Below are 19,407 nucleotides of genomic sequence, written 5' to 3'. Positions count from 1 at the left end.
AACACTTGTATTGATACTGCTTTTAACCATTCATACATGAGTATCGGAGTTGACAGCAGGCGCTATTAAGCGAAAGCAGGTTTTCTCGTGCTCAGGAACGTAGAGCAGACGGGCTTGGTTGGCCTCACAAAATGCTTGTGATAAATAGAGCCCCAATCCTGTCCCCTTTTGATCCGTGGTAAAAAATGGATTGAACAAATGCGGTAACTCTTCGGCTTTCACGCCAGTGCCACCGTCCAATGTATCAATTATAACATCGTTATCCACACAATAAATCTCAATCTCTACATAGGCATGAGGATGCGCATAGCTACTGTGACGCAGCCCATTGTTGATTAAATTGATTAAAATTTGCTCAAGCTGATGTGTATCAAACGAGATAATAGGCTGGGTTTTTACGTGCAAAAAAACATCATGACCTTTGAAATAATTTTCCAAAAATATGGGTAGCCATTCAGCCAATACAATGGATTGCTGATTGGCTTTTTGTTGGCGAGACAGTTTTAAGACATCTTCGATAATACGGTTCACACGCTTCGTTTGCGAAAATATCATTTTGTAAAGCTCGTGATTGCCTGCCATATCAAGATAAGAGGGGCTGTTCTCTTGATTATTATTGGCATCGAACTCAGCCATATCTTCCATTAGCAGCTGACTGGCTTGAGATATAGCAGCCAACGGGTTTCTGATTTCATGAGCAATACTGGCCGTTAGCTGACCCAAAGAAGCCAGTTTTAGCTGTTGCGCGCTGGCATGCTCTCGGCGCAAATCTTCTAAGATGACGAGTTTGCTGTCGTCTTTTAAAGGCGTAATTTGTACACGTAGCTTACCAAACACGGACGCATTTGCTATTGCGGGCAAATCATAGGTAAAGCTGCGTGATTGACCATTGGCTACTGACAAGCAAGCTTTAAGTAGTTGTGTGTGTTGTTTACTAAGCGCTTGCTGAAAGTTATTGAGAAGCGCATGGCGTTTGTCATTTTGTGTATCATTGATAGCCATAGAGAGGTCTTGGCTATTTGGATTGTGAGCCATACTAAGCAGCTGATGTGCAGCAAGATTGGCTAAAACAATACGTTGATTGTCAATGACAATGACGCCGTTTACCATTTGTGTGATGACTTCTTGATTGATGACATTGAGTCGTTCCACTTCTTTGGCATGACTGGCGGCTACTTTTTCAAGTTGTACCAAGCGCTGTGAGAGAGACCAGCTCAAAATGCCGACTGCCAAAAAGCTGGCCGACATGAGTAGGGCGTCGCTCAGATTGGCCAAGCTCATACTATTGGCGATGGCATAAAAAAACTGCTGATAAATAACAAAGATAATAGCCAATAGCGTGATGATGAGTGCTTGCGAGCTGTGTAGTAGCATAAAGCTGGCGGCTACAACAACCATGTATAACATGGTCAACTGTAAATCAGGTGCACCAGCGGTATAAAGCAGTAAGCTTAAAATAACGACGTCTAATACCAGACCGAAGGCTAGTTGACGCCGCATTTTTTTGGACACAACATAAAACAAACCCAGCAAGATTAGGCTCAGTAACACATAAAAACTGAGTACCGTTTGCTGCAAGAAGCTTGGTAATAATGCGCTATTATCAGCGCGCGCATTGATGTATACCATCAACATAAAAAACACGCTGACAATAAAGCGATAACTGCTATAAATCAGCCCCAATTTGCGCAATTGCGGAAGAGGCAGCGTATCATCACGATGTAAGTACTGGAGGACAGTCGAGACGATATCAGTAACAGGTTTCATAATTGAACCGTTATAGAAGAGTGGCTAAGAGAATTATTGAGGAAGCTAAGGTTGAATCAAACCATGGCGAATGGCCAAATGCGTCAATTTAACATCGCTATCAACGCCAACTTTTTCATAGATACGATAGCGATAAGTATTGATGGTTTTTACACTGACAAACAGTTGATCGGCGATTTGCTGCGGACTTTGACAATTGACCACCATCATTGCGACTTGTTTTTCACGATCACTGAGTAAGTCAAAAGGTGAGTTTGCATTATCCGACAATAAAACATCTGCCAATTGTTCAGCGACATCTTGGCTAAAATAGCGTCCGCCATTATACACCTTTTTGACAGCTCTAATCATCTCATCTAAAGGTGTGCCTTTCGTGATATAGCCATTAACACCCGCTTTGATGAGCATAGAAGGGTATGGCTGAGCTGCCATACTGCTCACGGCCAATATTTTAAGTCCCAAATCAAGTTGAATCAAACGTTTGGTTGCTTCAAGACCACCAATATTGGGCATATTAACATCCAGCAAAATCACATCAGGAAGCAATTGCTTGGCAAGTTTGATGGCCATATCACCACTATCGGCTTCGCCTACAACTTCGATATCGGCACTATCTGACAACATGCGGCTAATACCCATTCTTACCAAATCATGATCATCTACTACCAATACTTTAATCATAACTGTGCCTTTTATTGTTTGTCAGAGTGAATATTATTTGTCAGAGTCAAGGTTGTTACACATACTGAATGATAGATAAATTTATGTCATCCAAATGATTGTTTCAATTTTTGAAAACGTGAAGTAATGTTAATAGATTATAAAGATATCATTCTTTAACATAACAGAAAGTGAATGATTATAGCGGTTAAAATGGGCATATATTGCTGAAATGTGAAGCAATGTTTCTATAATATAAAGTAGTTGTAGCAAAGTTTGAATTAGTTCAAAATAAATTACTAAATTGGCTTTGAAGATTAGACATCAATTCAAACCATGATACACTAAAAATACCAAAACTCTATACGAGTACTTACAAACACATCCATAAACGCTACGTACGTTCTAGGCGTCAGAAAGTATGTCACTGACGTGGTAACGGAAGCAGGAGGCATAATGAAGCAACTACCATTAACCAAACAGCAGCTAATCGCTGCTATGATTTCATTGAGTTTGGGCAGTGTTGCACAAGCCGCACTTACTATTAATGGTAGCACTGATACTGGCTCTAGTGCTCGTATGAGTTGGGGCGGGGCAGATAGCTTGTCTGAAGCACGCAACATCATGTATAAATCCAACGGCTCTGCTATCAAGAAAGTCGATAATGGCTATGGCACGACCAATCTCACCAATGCTAATAGCAATAATTTTGCCAGCAATAGTAATAGTTTCAATACCAGCAATCGCTATAACACCACGTACCGCGGTGCATTCGGAAGTAGCGACATGATTCCGATCAGTACTGATTCGCGTAGTGTGGCTGTAATCGATGCTGAAACGGGTGAATCGATTTATGAAAAAGATGCTGACATTGCACGTCCGATTGCGAGTATTTCTAAATTAATGACTGCTATGGTAGTGTTAGATGCTGGTCTTGATATGCGTGAAGAGATCACGCTTGATCCAGAAGATTTTGTAGGCCCTAAGCGAGCCAGCTCGAATCTTAAAGCAGGCGATCGTATGAATCGTGCCGAAATACTATTAATGGCATTGATGAAATCAGAAAACCCAGCTGCCAAAACGTTGGCACGTCACTACCCAGGTGGCTATAACGCCTTTATACGGGCTATGAACCGTAAAGCGCAAGACTTGGGTATGACTACCGCTTTTTTTGGTGATCCAACTGGTCTTGATAAGCGTAATGTGGCTTCATCGAATGATTTGGTCAAAATGGTACGTGCTGCTGGTAATTATGATGTCATTCGTCGCTTCTCTACCACTAAGAGTTATGACTTCTTTGTATCGAATTACTCTAATGGCAACCGTACCTATAAAGCTAATAATACTAGTATGCTGGTTCGTGCTGGCGATTACCCGATTGGTATCTCAAAAACAGGCTTTATCAACGAAGCCGGTCGTTGCGTCGTTATGGAAACACGTGTGAATAATCGTCCAGCGATTATCGTGATTTTAGGGGCGAACAGCTCAGCCACGCGTTGGGGCGATGCCAAAAATATCCTAAATAGTTTAGCGACTCGCCGTACTGTATAAGTTCACAGACTCAACGTTAATAAAAAGGCTGTTATAGGATATAACGGCTTTTTTATTGTGCCAAGATTAAGGATGCATTATATGACTCAAATCACGCTTACTGTGCCAAAGCTGTATCTACTGACCAATGATGATGAGTTTGAACTTCTCTATCAGAAGTTAGAAGTAGCGCTGGCAACAGGTCTTATTGCATTACTACAAGTTCGGCGCAAACAGGTATTGGCATTGCCAGATGGCAAATTGAGGCTCTATGAAGAAGCTTCTAAAATTGTTGATTTGGCTCGCGCTTATAACGTCGCAGTCGTGATCAATGATGATATTGAGTTGGCGGCAACCCTTGGCGTTGGGGTACATCTTGGTCAGCAAGATGGCAATATTGAAGATGCCAAACGGCAATTGGCTCCGAATCAAGTCATTGGTCGTACTTGTCATGGTGACGTAGATCTTGTTAAAGAAGCGCGAAACGATGGTGCGACTTATGCAGCAATGGGAGCAATATTTGCCTCTACCACCAAACCAAACGCAAATGTTATTTCTCGTCAGCAGCTGGTGGATGGCTGTCAGCAGAATGTAGGGATATGCGTTATAGGCGGTCTTACAGCAGAGAATGTGTCAGCGCTGGCAGGTCTGCCAATCACTTATGTGGCAGTCGTAGGAGATATAATGGATTTGCCCGTGACGCAAATTGCTAATCGTTGTCAGCAATGGGAGCAGGCATTTTCAGATTGGAAAACGCCTGCTGTATGATAATTTAAGCTTACGCGGCATGCTCCATGCATAAAGTAGCATATGGCAAAGCTTCCAAACGTTGTTCTTCGATTGGCTCTCCGCATACTTCGCATTCACCATAAGTACCGTTTTCAATACGGCTCAAAGCGTTTTCGACATAAATTAAGCTTTGTTGTGCCTCGCTTTTGAGATTTTGACGCATATCGTTTTGACGATAAGAGATGGCTTGATCTTCCCAATGTTCATTAAGGTCATCTTGTGGGTTTTGAATGTGATCTTCAATTTTATCAATTCGCGTCTCATACTCTTCTTTTAATGTTAATAAGCTTTGTTTGGCATGGTCTAAGTCAATGCTCATAGTACTCTCCTAATGGGTTATTGTTATTATTGACTCGCTTATCATAAAGGGCTTCATTCGCAAGTACCACCACGAAATGTTACTGATGATTAAAGACAAGGTTAACCTTTCATGACGTTTTTGTCTGGATAACTTGCATAAAAAAGTGTGCGAAAACTAATGAGGCTGCAGTTTGTCGTACGTTTTTTTATGGCTCTTGACAGAAAACTGGTAGAATACATCGCCGCCAATTCTTGCTGGTTCAGCGCCTTTAATATCAGCGCTTTTCGCAAAGGGGTGATATAAGCATAGATATGAGCGATAAAACTTTTCAAGACGAGTTGATAGAGTCTACAGAATTCGCGAGATCAGCGAGTAATATGAGTGTGATAAGTAAGCGCTGATGAGCACCTTTCACAAAACGACTTTAGTAGTGATAGTCACTTTAGTTTTTCAATAGACAGATTAATCGATAGATTGATGTAATAGGAGCAGGTAATGAATTTTTTGCGTATGAGTGAGCTGAGCTTAACGGATAAAGTGGTGTTGATTCGAGAAGACCTAAATGTACCTATTAAAGATGGTAAAGTCACGAGTGATGCACGCCTGCAAGCAAGTTTGCCTACCATCAAATTGGCATTAGAAAAAGGCGCTGCTGTTGTTGTTTGCTCGCATTTAGGACGTCCAACGGAAGGCACGCCTGAAACGATTTATTCATTGGCACCCGTAGCAGATTATTTAACGGACAAACTTGGAGCACAGTTATCGACGCCCGTCAGTTTTAATCGCGATTATCTAACGCAAGGCGTGTCTATTAAAGCTGGCGAAGTCGTACTGCTAGAAAACGTACGCTTTAATACAGGTGAAAAGAAGAACGATGCCACTTTGGCCAAAAAATATGCCGACTTGTGCGATGTATTTGTCATGGATGCTTTTGGTACAGCGCACCGTGCGCAAGCGTCAACGGAAGGTATCACTCAAGCCATGCGCCAAGCTGACAAAACTGTCTGCGCAGGCCCATTACTGGCAGCTGAGCTTGATGCGTTGAGCCTAGCGCTTGAAACACCTGCGCAACCGATGCTTGCTATCGTTGGTGGATCAAAAGTATCTACAAAGCTAGAAGTTTTGCACAGTTTGGCAGAAGTTTGCTCACAGATTATCGTTGGTGGCGGCATTGCCAATACTTTCTTAGCCGCTCAAGGTCATGGGGTTGGTGCTTCTCTCTATGAAGCAGATTTGGTTGATACTGCTCGTGAAATTATGACCAAAACTGACATTTTATTGCCAGAGTACGTGGTCGTCGCCGACAAAAATGAAATTAATTTTGATGATTTCACTGGCTCTTTACAAAAAGCAACCGCTACTATCAAGTCTGTCGATATGATTGGCGATAATGACATGATATTGGATATCGCACCAGAAAGCGCCGCTCAGCTTGCTGAGGCTGTCATTAATGCAAAAACCATTTTGTGGAATGGGCCAGTCGGTGTCTTTGAAGTAGATGCTTTTGGCAATGGTACGCGAATTCTGGCCTCAGCGGTAAAAGACAGTGCAGCCTTCTCCATTGCGGGCGGCGGTGACACTTTGGCTGCCATCGATAAATATCAGGTAGCCGACGGAGTAAGTTACATGTCTACAGGTGGTGGTGCTTTTCTAGAATTTGTAGAAGGCAAAGTACTTCCAGCCGTAGCAGCATTGCAAATCACGGGATAATTCTTTAACGCATTTCTTCATTCATTAACATTAGATGTACAGTTGATGAGAAGTATCTAAGTTAGGCTATAAAAATAATGTGTGACAGGCTGATTTTAAAACTGATGAGTCAATGTTTTAGAAGTGGCTTGTCATTGATTATTATTAAGTAGTAATTATTTGTTTCTATAATGAAAATTGTGATTGCATGTCTTATAGGTGCTCTATAAAATAGCGCAACCATGTATTTTGACATGCTTTATTGATGAGAGGTTTATTATGTTAAAACGTCATTTGTTACTTGCTAGCGTATTGGCTGGTACTTTCGCAGTTACTGCTTGTAGCCAACAAACAGAAGACAATGCTGAAGCTGCTGTTGAGTCTGCTGGCGATGATACCGCTGCAAACGCTGACGCTGCTGCTGCTGAAACTAAAGAGACGGCTGCTGAAGCTGAAGTGGCTGCACAAGATGCAGGTACTGAAGTTGCTGCAGGCGCTGAAACTGCTGGTGCTAATGCTACCGATGCACTAGCAAATACTGGTGAAGCGGTTGTGGTAGGCGCAAATGAAGCTGTTGCCAATACTGCTGAAGTGGTTGCCGATGGCGCATCTGCTGTTGAGAATAAAGCCAGTGAAAATGCAGTAGAAGCAGAGCAGCAGTACTAAGTATTTAATGAATGACCAAGCAAGTCGCAGATCCATGATTTGCTAGAGCACAATGAAGGTCGTTCATTTCCTTATAAGCCCTCAAAATACTAGAAAAGCCTTGGTGATTACCAAGGCTTTTTGCATTGCCAAATGTTTAGTTTTACTTATTATTATTAAGTAAAAGGTTTATACGGTAAAAAATACATCTGCAAATAGACAGTCAAACAAATAGTGTGGCAACGGCTACGAAGACTGCGTATTTTTTGCTATAATTGTCGCGCACTAATAACCCCTTATAGCTTATCCCAAAAACGAAGCATAACTGTGCGTGACTTATTGCGCATTAACGGTTATCACGTGAAAGGTTTCGGGCTAGTGATTCTCAGGTTCCATTCCAAAAGCTGTTGTTTTAAAAGCTATTTTTAACCCATTATTCAAAATTTAATCAGAGAGCGTTTTATGGCTTTAATATCCTTACGTCAACTTCTAGATCATGCTGCTGAACACAACTATGGTGTTCCTGCCTTTAATGTCAATAATTTAGAGCAGATGCGTGCAATCATGATGGCTGCGGATGCTTGTGACTCACCTGTCATTGTCCAAGCCAGTGCTGGTGCCCGTAATTACGCAGGATCTGCATTTTTGCGCCATCTGATTATCGCTGCTATCGAAGAGTGGCCACATATACCAGTGGTCATGCATCAAGATCACGGTATGTCTCCTGCTATTTGCCAACGTTCAATCCAACTTGGTTTTTCATCAGTGATGATGGACGGCTCGCTTGGCGAAGACGGCAAAACACCAATGGATTATAATTATAATGCCAGTGTTACCCGTGAAGTGGTGAAGATGGCACATGCTTGTGGCGTTTCTGTAGAAGGTGAGATTGGCTGTCTGGGAAGTCTTGAAACAGGTATGGCAGGCGAAGAAGATGGCTCTGGCGCAGAAGGCGTATTGGAGCACGATCAACTGTTGACCAGTGCTGATGAAGCTGAGCAATTTGTAAAAGACACCAATGTCGATGCATTAGCCATTGCGATCGGTACTAGTCATGGTGCTTATAAGTTCACGCGTCCACCGACAGGCGATATCTTATCTATTGAGCGCGTAAAAGAAATCCATGCCCGTATTCCTAATACCCACCTTGTGATGCATGGCTCATCATCAGTGCCGCAAGAGTGGCTAAAAGTAATTAATGAGAATGGCGGTGCTATCGGCGAAACTTATGGCGTACCTGTCGAGCAAATCGTAGAAGCAATTAAACACGGCGTACGTAAGGTAAACATCGATACCGATTTGCGTTTGGCGTCAACTGGTGCTATTCGTAAATTCCTAGCAGAAAATCCAAGCGAGTTCGATCCACGTAAATACTTCAAAGCGTCTATGGTCGCGATGTCTGATATCTGCACCAATCGTTTTGAGGCGTTTGGTTCAGCAGGTCAAGCCCATAAGATTCGCCCAATCAGCCTTGAAGGCATGGTTAATTTTTATCAATAATGTATGCTGATAATAGCTGTTTGTTTATTAAATAACAGCTCATGGCGTAGTTATAATAACCCTTATAAGAGGTAGTAGTAATGATTGGACTGATTACTGGACAGGTGCAATACTTAATGGCACCAACGGCCTGTATCATGACGACCTCTGGTGTGGGTTATGATATCGAATTGCCATTGCCATCATTTTGCCAGTTGCATCTCAATGAACAGGCCAGTATTTGGACGCATTTTCACGTTCGTGAGGATGCGCAGCTGCTGTTTGGTTTTATTGATCGTAAAGAGCGCGATGTTTTTCGTCAGTTAATTAAAATCAATGGGGTCGGAGCAAAAATGGCGCTGGCAATGCTCTCTGCAATGTCCGCAGCTGAACTCAAAATGCATGTGGAACAAGAGTCAGAGACAGCCTTGACTCGTATCCCAGGTATCGGTAAAAAAACGGCACAGCGTTTACTTATTGAGCTCAAAGACAAACTTAAAAATATTGAAGTTGATAATACCTCTTTAGAGTTTGTGCATCAGCCTGTCGCGATGTCTCATGAAGGCAGTATTGTCGCTGAGGTAGAAGGCGCATTGATTAGTTTGGGATATAAAGAAAGAGAAGCTCAACAAGCCATCAAAGCGGCAAAAAGTAATGGCGATGTGTTCGCTGATACTCAAGGGCTTTTAAAAGCCACACTGAAACAACTGTCTGGCTTTTAAATGTTTTTTTACCCATTCTGATACGCCTATTCAATATAGAAGATATTAAATAGAGATTGTGCCTTGCTGTATAAATGCTCCTTGCTTGCTGTACGCTTTGTACTCCAGAGGCATCAAAAAATTTATATCAGCATTGCTACATTCTTCTTAAAGTAAATCGGGTATAGCATTATCAGTAAGTACCAAACCAATAAGCGACATTAGATGTCGCTTATTTTCGTTCTGGTAAAGGTTTTATGATGTTTTGCATGACTTATTCGTAGCCTTTGGTTATGCTATTTGGTACTTAATTTTTTTAATATAATGATAAAACTTATGATGCAAGATCGTTTAATTAATCCGCTAGAAGGAGCCAGTGATGCTCCAGACGCCAATATTCGCCCAGCATTATTGGCGGAATATATTGGTCAGCCGGTTGTACGTGAGCAAATGGAAGTTTTTATTGGCGCTGCACGAGGTCGTGATGAGGCGCTGGATCATACGTTAATTTTTGGTCCACCAGGCTTGGGTAAAACGACGCTTGCCAATATTATCGCTCGTGAAATGGGGGGGAACCTGCGTTCAACTTCAGGCCCTGTTCTTGAGCGACCAGGTGATTTGGCCGCGATGTTGACCAATCTAGAAGCAGGCGATGTGTTATTTATCGATGAGATTCACCGTTTGAGTTCGGTGATTGAAGAGATACTTTATCCAGCCATGGAAGATTTTCAACTTGATATCATGATTGGTGAAGGGCCTGCTGCACGCTCTATCAAGCTTGATTTGCCTCCTTTTACCTTGGTTGCAGCAACGACAAGGGCAGGGTTATTGACATCGCCTTTACGTGATCGCTTTGGTATCGTTCAGCGTCTTGAGTTTTATAATATTGCTGATCTGACAACGATTGTCAGCCGAGCAGCTCGACTGATGCGTGTGCCTATGAGCGAAGACGGTGCGGTTGAGATTGCGCGTCGTGCTCGTGGTACGCCAAGGATTGCCAATCGCCTGTTGCGCCGTGTACGCGATTATGCCGAGGTTAAAGGCGATGGTAGCATCAATGGGGCGATAGCGGGTAGTGCGCTAGATATGCTAGCGGTTGATAGACGTGGTCTTGATCATTTAGACAGACGTTATATCGAAATATTACACGAGCGTTTTGATGGGGGACCTGCAGGTGTTGAAGCAGTCGCAGCAGCCATGGCGGAAGACCGTGGTACATTAGAAGATGTGATTGAACCCTACCTTATTCAACAAGGCTACGTACTGCGTACGGCACGCGGTCGTGTGTTGACCCAATTGGCTATCGATCAGATGTTATAGAGTCATAGTGCCAAACTATAGGTTTCTATGCTGTAGTGATAATAAGACAAATAAAAAATGCGTGTACTTTTATTAAAGGTACGCGCATTTTTTTGCTAAAAGATATATTTAGGCAGGGGTAGAATCAGAGATAGGGTGTGGCCAAATTTTACCTGGATTTAAGATATTATTGGGATCAAGGGCCGTCTTAATTGCTTGCATTAGCACCAATGCATTGCCATGCTCTTGCTGCATATATTTTTGTTTGCCTTGACCAATGCCATGTTCACCCGTACAGGTGCCATCCATCTCAATAGCCCGCTTGGCGAGTCGGCCTATGATATCTTCAGCTGTGGCTATTTCTGTAGGGTTATTGGTATCGACCAACAGCAGAACATGAAAATTACCATCACCGACGTGCCCCACGATAGGCCCAATCATACCAGATGCTTCAATGTCTTTTGCTGTCTCACTAACGCACTCAGCCAGACGTGAAATGGGTACGCAAGCATCAGTAGATAGGGCACTGGCTTCAGGTCTCAATGCAGAACTGGCATGATAAGCATTATGGCGGGCTTGCCAAAGACGTTTGCGCTCAGCTTCATTGGTGTCCCAAGAAAAATCTTTTCCACCAAACTCCTCGATGATATCGGTAAACATTTGCGCTTGCTCTTGGACACTTGCTTCGGTGCCATGAAACTCTACAAATAACGTTGGGGTTTCAGTCAGATCTAGATTGGCATATTGATTACAAGCTTTGATTTGCATAGCATCAAGCAGCTCAATACGGGCAATAGGCAAACACATTTGGATGGTGAGCATCACGGCTTGGCAGGCGTCTTCAATGGTTGGGAAATGACAAATGCCGCTACCAATACACTCGCTAATGCCAAAGAGTTTGAGCGTAACCTCTGTGACAATCCCAAGCGTGCCTTCTGAGCCTATCATTAAGCGCGTCAAGTCATAACCCGCCGCTGATTTTTTGGCACGTGTCCCTGTTCGCACAATGTCACCATTTGCTGTAACCACTTCTAAAGCAAGTACCACGTCTTTCATGGTGCCATACCGTACAGCATTGGTGCCTGACGCGCGAGTCGCAACCATGCCGCCAATACTGGCATTGGCACCAGGGTCTATCGGAAAAAACAGTCCAGTATCACGTAAGTAATGATTCAATTGTTCACGCGTCACACCTGGCTGTACAGTAACGGTCAAATCCTCATTATTGACCTGCAAAATAGCATCCATGGTGTGCATATCGATACACAGTCCACCAAAAGGAGCATTCAATTGACCTTCTAAAGACGAGCCAATACCAAAGGCAATCACTGGCATATGATATTGATTGCAAATCTCTACCGCAGCAGCAACGTCGTGTTTATCCTGTACGGTTAATACAGCGTCAGGTGGCTGATTGGCAAGCCATGTCATGGTGTGACCGTGCTGCTCACATACCGCTGTGTTGGTACTGAGCTTTTGACCGAAACGGATTTTTAAATCAGCAATCGCGGCGCTATAATCTGGTTTTATAGTGTCGTTTAGAAGAGAGTCTGGCAGAGAAGACATAACTGGCTCCTACCTTTAAAAGGTATTTTTAGCGAAATAAACAAAACATAAAGCGGAGTGAGCACCTACTTTATCTTTTGTTTGCAAGACAAGCAAATGGGAGTGCAAAACTCCCACTTAGACTGAGTGAATAGTTATTCTGCAATACTGTGAAGTCTAAAACGGTTCACGAATGCTATCTTGATAAAGCACGGTTGTGATGAATGATTGTCGGCATAGGGTAAAAGACCATAGCCATAAATAGTATTAATACATTAAGCTAGAATACGCCAAACCACCATCAAGAGTGCCAATAAATAAAAGAGCGGTGCAAACCATCCAACTTGTGTTGCAATAGCAATAAACACGGCAAATCCTGCCAGTGTTATCCAGTCACGGCGGCGGTCGTTTAGCATATCAGCTCGTATTTGCTGTATTTCTCGCAGTTGACTGTCTTGACGTGAGCCTTGTGAGGCCAGACTTTGTAATCCTTGATCGAGTAATTTAGGAATATCAGTGGTGGATAACAAAAGCTCTGGCAGCTGTGCTCTTAGCTGTTGCAAGTTACGCATAGGGTCTAGTTGTTCTTTAATCCAGCTGCTTAAAATAGGTTTGGCAAGGGACCAAATATCAAGATCGGGATAGAGGTCGCGCCCAAGTCCTTCGACATGAACCAAGGTTTTAAGGAGTAGCATTAATTGCGGTGGAATACTCATATGATGGCGACGTGCAATGTCCAAAATCTGCATCAATACACCCGCAAAATCGATGTCATTAATGGATTTTTGTAGCATTGGACCGACTGTGCGTTTCATATCGCGCATCAAGGCGTGCTTATCGGTATTGGGCGGTATCCAGCCAGCACGGCTAACAATGTCGACCATTGCCGTAAAGTTGTTATTCATGACTGCCAGTAGCATACGCGCTACGATCAATTGATCGTCTTTTGACAAGGTGCCCATAATGGCGCAGTCAAGTCCGATATAGCGCGGCTCATGACCTAAGTCTAGCGTAGCCATATTATTACTGAGTGTTTTTACAGGGGGCGTCTCTACGAAGACATTGCCTGGATGCATGTCGGCATGAAAGAAATTATCGCGAAAGACCTGAGTAAAAAATATGGTTAAGCCTTTTTCTGCTAGGGCGGCACGGTCATAGCCAAGCTTATCAAACACCTCTACTTGTGAGATAGGAACGCCTTGAATACGTTCCATAACGATCACATTTTTGGCCGCATCATAGACTTCTGGCACATACATCAATGCCGAGCCTAAAAAGTTATTGCGCATTTGCGTGGTATTGTCTGCTTCAAGTGTCAAATCTAGTTCATTTAGCATGACTTGACGATAATCTTCGACAATATCGATGATGTGTATTGCTCGTGCCGCTTCAATACGAGCAGATGCCCAATTGGCAAGCTCACGCAATAGCTCGAAGTCATCAATGATGGTCGCACGAATATCAGGACGCACCACCTTAATGACCACTTCACGCCCATCGTGTAAAGCGGCGGTGTGTACTTGAGCGATTGAAGCGGCCGCTAAGGGTTTGACATCAAAACGGGCAAACAACGTGCCGATACTTTGACCAAGCCCATGTTTGGGATCCTGTATTTGTGCAATCGCGACATTAGAGTCAAATGGTTTGACCTTGTCTTGTAGCTGCACCAGCTGTGCAATGATTTCGGGCGGTACTAAATCACGACGCGTAGAGAGAAGCTGCCCCAGCTTTAAAAACAGCGTACCCATGTCTTCAAGCGCAAATTTTATGGCATTGGGTTGATGTTTTTTACCCCAAGCGGCTGGGTGCAAGCGAATTAACCGTGCAACAGGTTGCAGCTGCGGCGCTTCTTCTACAGAGAGATGCGTGTCAATACGGTAAGTTGCGGCAATACGCCAAAGCTCTAGCAAGCGTGCGCGATGAGATAATAGCATGTGATATAGGTACTCTAAAGAAAGTCGAAAACAGAACGAAGCTGTACTTATTTATAAACAATATTTAATTATTGGTTATTCATCCATTGAGCCTGCTCATTTTTGATGGCAGCCAATCTGGCTTCTTCACGCTCAATGTCAGAACGCAGCTTTAGCAGTTGCTGCTTAAGGTCGTTTACTTCTGCCACCTCAGTGGGGTCGGCTGCACGGTTACCTGCAACATCATTGGCCCAATCACTCACATCATCAAAAGCGCGTTTGGCACTATGACGCCAGCTGCCTTTGAGCTGCGATATCAGTAGATGTAACTGACTGGCCATTGGTTTGCCAATAAAAGGCTCTAATTGAGCGGCGACATCTGGGTCGAAGCCTGCCACCAATTGTTTGAGCTGCATCAAGACCTTATAGTCACCAGCAATCGGTAAATTGCCTTCAGCACCGCGCATCAGATTCAGCAGCTGCGCTGGATTGTCAACGCTGATAACACAGTCAGGATGACTATGACCAATGCGAGCGCGCTCCATATTGGCTTTTTGACGCTCATTCATGTGACCACTGGGCTCAAAGACGCTTTCTGTTGTTACAGGCTCGAACCGCAGTCGCTCATCACTAAACAGAATATCCAATTCAATCTCAGGCATAGCCATATTTAGTCGTAGCACTTTTCCTGCAAGTGGTGCCAAGCCAGCTTTGGTAATCTCGTCACTTGCAATAGCAAAGTTAATTAGCTTTTCGGCACCAGCCAAAAGTAGGACAGTTAGCATAAGGCTCTCGCATTTTTGGTTGAGCGCCTGAAAAAGACGCATCGTTTATAAAATTAGTGATCACAACCAACTGAGATTATCAGTTTTACTCTACCGTCGGTATATAAGCCTTATGCTTTAAAACCACGATGTACAGCGACAATACCAGCGGTTAGATTATGATAATCACAGTTCTCAAATCCAGCCTGTTGCATCATCTGTTTCAACGTCTGCTGATCAGGATGCATACGGATGGATTCAGCCAAATACTGATAACTCTCAGAGTCATTGGCAATGATCTTACCCATCATTGGCAATGCGGTAAATGAGTACAAATCATATGCTTTCGACAGTGGCTCAAACACAGGTTTTGAGAATTCTAAAATCAATAATCGACCGCCTGGTTTGAGTACACGATACATGGCTTTTAAAGCCGCATCTTTGTCGGTGACGTTGCGTAGACCAAAGCTGATGGTGACCAAATCAAAACTCTCATCATCAAAAGGCGCTAAGGTTTCCGCGTTTGCTAGAACAAAATCTACATTGTTACAGCCAGCATTAATCAAGCGCTCACGACCCACTTCTAGCATTGCAGCATTGATATCTGATAATACAACGTGCCCGTTTCGACCCACCTCACGGCTAAAGACTTTGGCTAAGTCACCTGTACCGCCAGCGATGTCAAGCACATGCTGACCAGAACGCACACCCGATAAGCTGATCGCGTAGCGTTTCCATAGACGGTGAATACCAAACGACATCAAGTCATTCATAATGTCGTATTTTTTGGCAACAGAGGTAAAGACGTCAGCCACACGGGCTTGTTTTTCTGCCTTATTGACGGTTTTATAACCGAAATGCGTCTCTTCATTGCCATCGGTGTCAGGTGTATGCGGGTTATTGATGTCATCACGCTGATTAAACAGTGTTTGCTTAGGAATTTGGGCATTGACGCTGCTGTTGACGGTATTATTTACAGAATTATTTAAACTGTCATTGCTTGTATTATTATTTGGCATAGTGGTTTGTTGGCCTTGCGGCGCTCCAGTTGGTAAATCTTGGACTTTGGTAAAATCATTGGTATCGACAGGGTGAGCGCTGTCTTTTTTCACCGTTTCAGAAGCTTTAGTAGGTAAAGCAGATTGTCTTGCTTGAGCTTGTGCACTGATACTTTGGTTATGAGCAATGCTGTCTTTGACCAGTTTGTCTTGGAGATGACCATTGGTAGACGGTGTCTGGTCATTAGAGGGATTATTGTTATTGGTAGTATCGGTCATGGCATTGTCCTTTATTCAGTATTGTGACGGTATTTTATGTCGGTTGTTTTTATGCAGATTTCTTATAAAAGTTATAATGTAATGGTCGGCTTAGCGAGTTATGAACCCTATGATACACCAAACGACAAAGGCTTACCGCCATTATCCGTATCATGCACTTGGTCAATGATTTCAAGCTCGCGCTCACAAAACGGTTCAATGAATCCGCCAACACTGTCTAGTGGACGCATCGCGACAAACCCAGCGTTAATAAAATCATATAAAGGATGATAGTTATAACGGTAGGCAGTACCTTTCGCTAGAGCAAATGCTTTTTGCAGCATAAAAGAATTAATATACTTATCTGTGCGATAACAAACTTCTTTTAAATGCCCAATTTGCACACGTCGAGCGTCTGCTTCATCGACAGCACGATAAGCGGCCAGCATATTGTCTTCATTGACGGCCAAATCTTGACTCAATAGCCACTCGGCCAAATGCAAGTCCAACTCTATCGCTAAAATAGCAGCTTGTATCGCCATACTGCCTGTTTCTAAGGCCGCCGCTGGTGCTAAACGTTCAACTTTTTGTGCTTTAGGAACAATGCGCTCTAATTGCTTGGCCAGTAGTTTAAACTCATCACCGCCATACAATTGGGTTAAAAAATAATCTGCCATCAGCTGGTTTTGTGGTTGCTCAAAGAGGGCTTGATGAGTGTGCTGAATACGAGCACGTTGCCAAGCTTGTACCTCATCGAGTTTGGTATTCAATGCCACGTCTTGATGATAAGAAAGGGCCCAAAAACGGGCCAAATGCTGCTGTAAATCGGCTAAAGCTGCCATGACAAGTAAACCTACGTAAAATTAAAGATAAATAAAAAAGTGGCAATCATATGATGGTTATTTTTATGCTTATCGTTGTCTATTAAAGCACGCCTCTAAGATTGTGTTCACCTTAAAAGAAAACCATACAGAATACAAATACCAAACTGTTACATAGCCGCGTTATTTACTGAATGAAGTGAGTGCTATGATTGGCTGAACCGCTTTCAATTATAAAGGGATTGTAGTTATGAGCCAAAAGAATAATAAGACTGAAGCTAATATACCGCAAGCAGTCAGTGCTCAGTTTAGCGAAGATGTTATAGAAGAGCGTTTAATGCCAAACCCTTTGAGCCAATTCTCTATGGACGAAGATGCCCTTAGATTGGCCTTAATCACTGCTCAATATGCTTTGCGAGCAACGCGGCAACGAGCGCCAACCACCACCAATGAACCAACGGGAGTATTGGTACTGGTTAATGGTATGGAGCAGGCGGGCAAGGGAGGCGCCGTCAAACAGCTGCGAGAGTGGGTAGATCCAAGGTTACTTAAGGTGGAGGCAACCGTTGGCGGCTGCCCATTAGCGCATCAACCGATTTGGCAGGCACATATTAAGATGATGCCGCGTCATGGTGATGTGATGGTGTACTTTGGTAACTGGTATGCAGATTTACTTTATAACACCATGCGTATGGCTATAGCAGAAAGTAAAAATACGGATGACAGCTCAGAAGATAACGAACATGAAAAAGCAGGTTGGCAAGCCTATTTTCAGCAGCAACTTGTCAAACTGAAAACCTTTGAAAAAGACCTAGTAGCCAATCATACCAAATTACTGAAATGTTGGTTTCACGTCGATGTTGAAACGCTACAAGCACGCCTAAACGATACAGAAGCAGATCCACAGTTTTTGTATCAAATTGATTGGCACAGCAAAAAAGTCATCGAGACATTTAACGCGGTAGCCGTAACGCTGCTACGACAGCAGGATGATTGGATTATTATAGATGGCAAAGATAAATCGCAAGCGGCCAATCATTTTTGTCATGAAGTACTCCAAGCAATGCAAAATGCGCTAACCAGTAGTCAGCCAATGACAACAAAAAATGAGACAAAATCCTCATCCAAAAAATCAAAGAATCACAAGTCAAAATCTCATAAAACACCTGAGTCAGCGTTTGAATCAGAAAAATTTGAACCAGTCAAAATACCGACGTATTTAAAAGACATCGAAAATTCAAAAATAGACAAAGCTGACTATCAAAAAGCGTTAATAGCGAAACAAACGCGTCTTGCAGAACTGCTTCGCGCTCGTAATGGGCATCAGGTGGTTTTTGCGTTTGAAGGCATGGATGCAGCGGGCAAGGGTGGTGCCATCAAGAGATTGGTCGCTCCCCTCGATCCACGTGAATATCAAATCTACAATATTGGTGCGCCAATGTTATATGAAGCAGAGCATCCTTATCTATGGCGGTTTTGGACAAAATTGCCCAATCAGCAAACGGATCGTATCAGTCGTATTGCCATCTTTGATCGTACTTGGTATGGGCGCGTGTTGGTTGAACGCGTCGAAGGGTTCGCTACTGAAAAGGAATGGCAACGCGCCTATGATGAAATCAATCGCTTTGAGGCAGACCTTACAGCAGTGGGTACGATCGTTATCAAGTATTGGCTTGCTATTGATAAAAAAGAGCAACTAAAGCGTTTTGAAGCCCGTAAAGAGACACCGCACAAACAATTTAAATTAACAGAGGATGATTGGCGAAATCGTGATAAATGGTCAGACTATGTTCAATCTGCCGCTGACATGCTGGCACGTACTGACACCGCTGATGCCCCATGGTGCGTTGTCGCCACCAATGACAAACGTCAAGCGCGTTTAGAGGTTCTAGATCACGCAATAAAACAGCTATCAGCAGCCTATGGCCTATAACTGGTTAATATCTATATTATGACTGAGATTTTATCGCTACGTATACGTGATAGTCAGGCTTTTGCCCTCGAAACAGGCCACACAAAAAGGGTATAATTGAGTATTAAACGAAGAAATTATCTATACAACGCATGGATAGTTACAAATCTCGCAATATCATCATGCATTATGCGCTTATATTTAATATAATAGGCGCGTTATGACTTCTGTTAGACATGAAAGACTCTTATTAAACAGAATGTTCTTATCGCTAGATACGGTTGATCTAACTGTGTTGGTCAATATTGCAAAGGACACAATGACCGTATCATTAGC

At 43.1% G+C, this 19,407-nt stretch carries 16 protein-coding genes; 8 read left to right on the top strand and 8 right to left on the bottom strand.

The annotated features are described in order from the left end of the window. Nucleotides 1–30 precede the first annotated feature (30 nt). Both CZ794_RS03250 and CZ794_RS03245 read right to left on the bottom strand, forming a co-directional pair. Nucleotides 31–1,767 (bottom strand): PAS domain-containing sensor histidine kinase, encoded by a 1,737-nt coding sequence (locus tag CZ794_RS03250; protein WP_087040187.1) that lies wholly within the window; start codon nt 1,765–1,767, stop codon nt 31–33. 45 nt (nt 1,768–1,812) lie between these two features. After that, on the bottom strand, nt 1,813–2,448 hold the full coding sequence (locus CZ794_RS03245) for a response regulator (protein WP_087040186.1): 636 nt from the start codon (nt 2,446–2,448) through the stop codon (nt 1,813–1,815). Between the two features lie 435 nt (nt 2,449–2,883). Here CZ794_RS03245 and CZ794_RS03240 point away from each other — a divergent pair, with 435 nt between their 5' ends. Next, a complete protein-coding gene (locus tag CZ794_RS03240; RefSeq protein WP_087040185.1) occupies nt 2,884–3,978 on the top strand; it encodes a serine hydrolase in 1,095 nt (364 codons plus the stop codon). A gap of 81 nt (nt 3,979–4,059) precedes the next feature. Next, the gene (locus tag CZ794_RS03235; RefSeq protein WP_087040184.1) at nt 4,060–4,725 is read left to right on the top strand and encodes a thiamine phosphate synthase; all 666 of its coding nucleotides are present in this window, start codon (nt 4,060–4,062) and stop codon (nt 4,723–4,725) included. 10 nt (nt 4,726–4,735) lie between these two features. Here CZ794_RS03235 and CZ794_RS03230 read toward each other — a convergent pair whose 3' ends face one another. Continuing rightward, the gene (locus CZ794_RS03230; RefSeq protein WP_087040183.1) at nt 4,736–5,065 is read right to left on the bottom strand and encodes a TraR/DksA C4-type zinc finger protein; all 330 of its coding nucleotides are present in this window, start codon (nt 5,063–5,065) and stop codon (nt 4,736–4,738) included. Nucleotides 5,066–5,542: 477 nt separating this feature from the next. Between CZ794_RS03230 and CZ794_RS03225 the strand changes: the two genes are divergently transcribed. The 5 genes from CZ794_RS03225 to ruvB all read left to right on the top strand — a co-directional run bounded on the left by CZ794_RS03225 (nt 5,543) and on the right by ruvB (nt 10,881). Continuing rightward, nucleotides 5,543–6,757 carry a phosphoglycerate kinase gene (locus tag CZ794_RS03225; RefSeq protein WP_087040182.1) on the top strand — a complete coding sequence of 405 codons (1,215 nt, stop codon included), beginning with the start codon at nt 5,543–5,545 and terminating at the stop codon, nt 6,755–6,757. Between the two features lie 258 nt (nt 6,758–7,015). Continuing rightward, nucleotides 7,016–7,402 carry a hypothetical protein gene (locus tag CZ794_RS03220; RefSeq protein ID WP_087040181.1) on the top strand — a complete coding sequence of 129 codons (387 nt, stop codon included), beginning with the start codon at nt 7,016–7,018 and terminating at the stop codon, nt 7,400–7,402. Nucleotides 7,403–7,843: 441 nt separating this feature from the next. After that, nucleotides 7,844–8,881 carry a class II fructose-bisphosphate aldolase gene (fba, locus tag CZ794_RS03215; RefSeq protein WP_087040180.1) on the top strand — a complete coding sequence of 346 codons (1,038 nt, stop codon included), beginning with the start codon at nt 7,844–7,846 and terminating at the stop codon, nt 8,879–8,881. An 80-nt stretch (nt 8,882–8,961) separates the two neighbouring features. Then, nucleotides 8,962–9,582, top strand: coding sequence for a Holliday junction branch migration protein RuvA (ruvA, locus tag CZ794_RS03210; RefSeq protein WP_087040179.1), 621 nt, complete (start codon nt 8,962–8,964; stop codon nt 9,580–9,582). Nucleotides 9,583–9,900: 318 nt separating this feature from the next. Next, a complete protein-coding gene (ruvB, locus tag CZ794_RS03205; RefSeq protein ID WP_087040277.1) occupies nt 9,901–10,881 on the top strand; it encodes a Holliday junction branch migration DNA helicase RuvB in 981 nt (326 codons plus the stop codon). A gap of 108 nt (nt 10,882–10,989) precedes the next feature. Here the strand turns inward: ruvB and CZ794_RS03200 are convergent, their stop codons facing one another. From CZ794_RS03200 to CZ794_RS03180, 5 genes are all read right to left on the bottom strand, one after another. Continuing rightward, complete coding sequence (locus CZ794_RS03200) at nt 10,990–12,426, bottom strand: FAD-binding oxidoreductase (protein WP_087040178.1); 1,437 nt, start codon at nt 12,424–12,426, stop codon at nt 10,990–10,992. 254 nt (nt 12,427–12,680) lie between these two features. Further along, complete coding sequence (locus CZ794_RS03195) at nt 12,681–14,339, bottom strand: AarF/ABC1/UbiB kinase family protein (protein WP_087040177.1); 1,659 nt, start codon at nt 14,337–14,339, stop codon at nt 12,681–12,683. Nucleotides 14,340–14,407: 68 nt separating this feature from the next. Then, nucleotides 14,408–15,103, bottom strand: a complete 696-nt coding sequence (locus CZ794_RS03190; RefSeq protein WP_087040176.1) for an SCP2 domain-containing protein — start codon at nt 15,101–15,103, stop codon at nt 14,408–14,410. A 110-nt stretch (nt 15,104–15,213) separates the two neighbouring features. Next, the gene (gene ubiE, locus CZ794_RS03185) at nt 15,214–16,101 is read right to left on the bottom strand and encodes a bifunctional demethylmenaquinone methyltransferase/2-methoxy-6-polyprenyl-1,4-benzoquinol methylase UbiE (protein WP_087040276.1); all 888 of its coding nucleotides are present in this window, start codon (nt 16,099–16,101) and stop codon (nt 15,214–15,216) included. 365 nt (nt 16,102–16,466) lie between these two features. After that, nucleotides 16,467–17,180 carry a hypothetical protein gene (locus tag CZ794_RS03180; protein ID WP_087040175.1) on the bottom strand — a complete coding sequence of 238 codons (714 nt, stop codon included), beginning with the start codon at nt 17,178–17,180 and terminating at the stop codon, nt 16,467–16,469. 229 nt (nt 17,181–17,409) lie between these two features. On the opposite strand from CZ794_RS03180, the gene CZ794_RS03175 reads away from it, so the two are divergent. Continuing rightward, on the top strand, nt 17,410–19,092 hold the full coding sequence (locus CZ794_RS03175) for an ATPase (RefSeq protein ID WP_087040174.1): 1,683 nt from the start codon (nt 17,410–17,412) through the stop codon (nt 19,090–19,092). Nucleotides 19,093–19,407 lie beyond the last annotated feature (315 nt).

Origin of the sequence: Psychrobacter sp. JB385 (assembly GCF_900163785.1) — a bacterium.
In the GTDB taxonomy this organism is placed as follows: Bacteria; Pseudomonadota; Gammaproteobacteria; order Pseudomonadales; family Moraxellaceae; genus Psychrobacter.
Note: the sequence above shows the minus strand (reverse complement) of the source record. Positions and strands in the feature narration are given on the sequence as shown.